The 2,083-nt window shown below is 56.2% G+C and carries 1 protein-coding gene; it reads left to right on the plus strand.

Annotation, left to right across the window (positions count from 1 at the left end):
• The first annotated feature begins 365 nt into the window (after positions 1-365).
• On the plus strand, positions 366-1,307 hold the full coding sequence (locus AB0J06_RS26295) for an IS110 family transposase (RefSeq protein ID WP_093200084.1): 942 nt from the start codon (positions 366-368) through the stop codon (positions 1,305-1,307).
• Positions 1,308-2,083 lie beyond the last annotated feature (776 nt).

Consider the following 2,083-nt stretch of genomic DNA (forward strand, 5'->3'; position numbering starts at 1 on the left):
GCCCCGCCCGCCGGCGCGGGAGATGTGCCCCGGGGCCCCCGCGGCGTGCGTGGGCGAACTTACGCAATTCCCGCACGGGGGGCATATCCGTTATTTGGGTGATGGCTTGTATTGGTTCCGCTCTTACAGCGGCTCACTTTTGAACAGCGCAAAAGTAAGCAAAACGCTCTTGCCCCACCACTCGGCACCTCGCTAATGCTCGGTGTGCCCTTGTAAGATTATTTTCACCTGCTTCAGACCGTGGTGCCCTCAGATTTCAAGATCGTGAGTGAGCATGGGTCGAAGCAGGTTCTTTTCTAAACTAGTCCGAACGGTTGCCTGGGCGTAAAGCCCGATTCTGCAAGGTTGGACGTGAGGAAAACGCCATGGACCATGACTCTGCGTTCGTCGGAATTGATGTTTCCAAAAACAAGCTCGACTCATTCGTCAGCACTACTGGCCAAGTCGAGCAGTTTTTCAATACTCCAGAAGATATCCAGCGTTTAGCTAAGCATCTCAAGGCTCAGATGCCCGCTTTAGTGGTGCTGGAAGCAACTGGCGGATATGAGCGGCTTGCCGCTGCCGAGCTTTGCGCTGCTGGATTACCAGTCGTTGTTGTCAATCCCCGTCAGGTCCGTGATTTCGCTAAGGCTACCGGACGGCTGGCTAAAACCGACGCTCTGGATGCCCAGGTGATTGCGGAGTTTGCTCAGGCGGTCAAACCCGAAATTCGGGAGATGCCAGATGAACACGCTCGTGAACTGGCAGATCTACTGACTAGACGCCGTCAGCTTATCGATATGATCGTGGCGGAGGAGTCTCGACTGAAACAGGCGGTATTCAAGGCGCTTCGACGGGATATCAAGGCACATATCGTCTGGCTTCAAAAGCGTCTTAAAAGTACAGACGATGACTTGCACGAAGCGATCAAAGCTTCGCCGGCCTGGAAGGCCAATTATGATTTGCTGCGCGAGGTCTCAGGTGTTGGCAATGTGCTCGCACTTTCGCTGCTGGCGATGGTTCCTGAGCTAGGCAAAGTGAATCGCAAACAAGTGGCTGCATTGGTTGGTGTGGCCCCTTTTAACTGCGATAGCGGCCTGTACAAAGGACGTAGACGGATATGGGGTGGTCGAGCTGAGGTGCGAAGTGTGCTTTACATGGCTGTCTTGTCCTCGAAGAGCCATAACCCGGTGATCGAGAGGTTCTACAACCGTCTGCTTGCTGCAGGGAAGACGAAGAAAGTGGCGCTGGTTGCATGCATGAGAAAGCTGCTGACGATCCTGAATGCGATGGTCCGAGATCAAAAACATTTCGCTGAAATGGCTTGAGATTCGACACGGTTGCTCACTCCGGCTTTGGACCGTGGGCCGCCGTCATGGGCCATCCTTGGCCCAGGACGGCTAACCTGGCGTCCTGCCAGGTTACCCACGCTCCAAAGCCTGCGTTCGGCCAGCGTGGTTTAACGGGGCGCCTAAGATCAAGATCAACAGCAACAAGAGCACAGCGGCCTCCCGGCCGGCTTGAGTGTTGAAGAGCTAAATCAAAAGCTAAAGCGGGCACGGTCAAATGTGGGAGCTGGCTTGCCTGCGATAGCATCAACTGGGTGTACCTGATGGACCGAGGTGTCTGCATCGCAGGCAAGCCAGCTCCCACAGAAAAGCAGAGCTGCATCAGCTTCAGATTTGGCTTTCGCTCTGGCTTTTGATCTGGCTTTTAACACTCAAGCCGGCCGGGAGGCCGCTGTGCTTTTGCTTTTGATTTTGATCTGACTGCCCCAATAAGCCCGAGGCCGAACGCAGGTATTGCGGAGCGGGTAAACCGGCAGGACGCCGGTTTAGCCGCGCCGGGCCATGGATGGCCCGTCGCGGCGGCCCGCGGAGCAATGCCGGAGTGAGGGAACACCGAGCCTAGGCGAGGTGCCGACAGGCGGGGCAGAGCCCTTTGCTTACTTTGGGGCTTTTCCAAAGTGAGCCGCTGTAAGAGCGGAACCGTAAGCGGCCGTTACCTAAATAACGGATATGTACTCAACCCCAACCCCTAGCGAAACCGCGCAATCACCGCCTCCACCACCGGATTCGGCCGCTGGGTATTCCACGCGACAGCC

The sequence above is a fragment of the Micromonospora sp. NPDC049679 genome, assembly GCF_040659735.1.
Lineage (GTDB): Bacteria > Actinomycetota > Actinomycetes > Mycobacteriales > Micromonosporaceae > Micromonospora_I.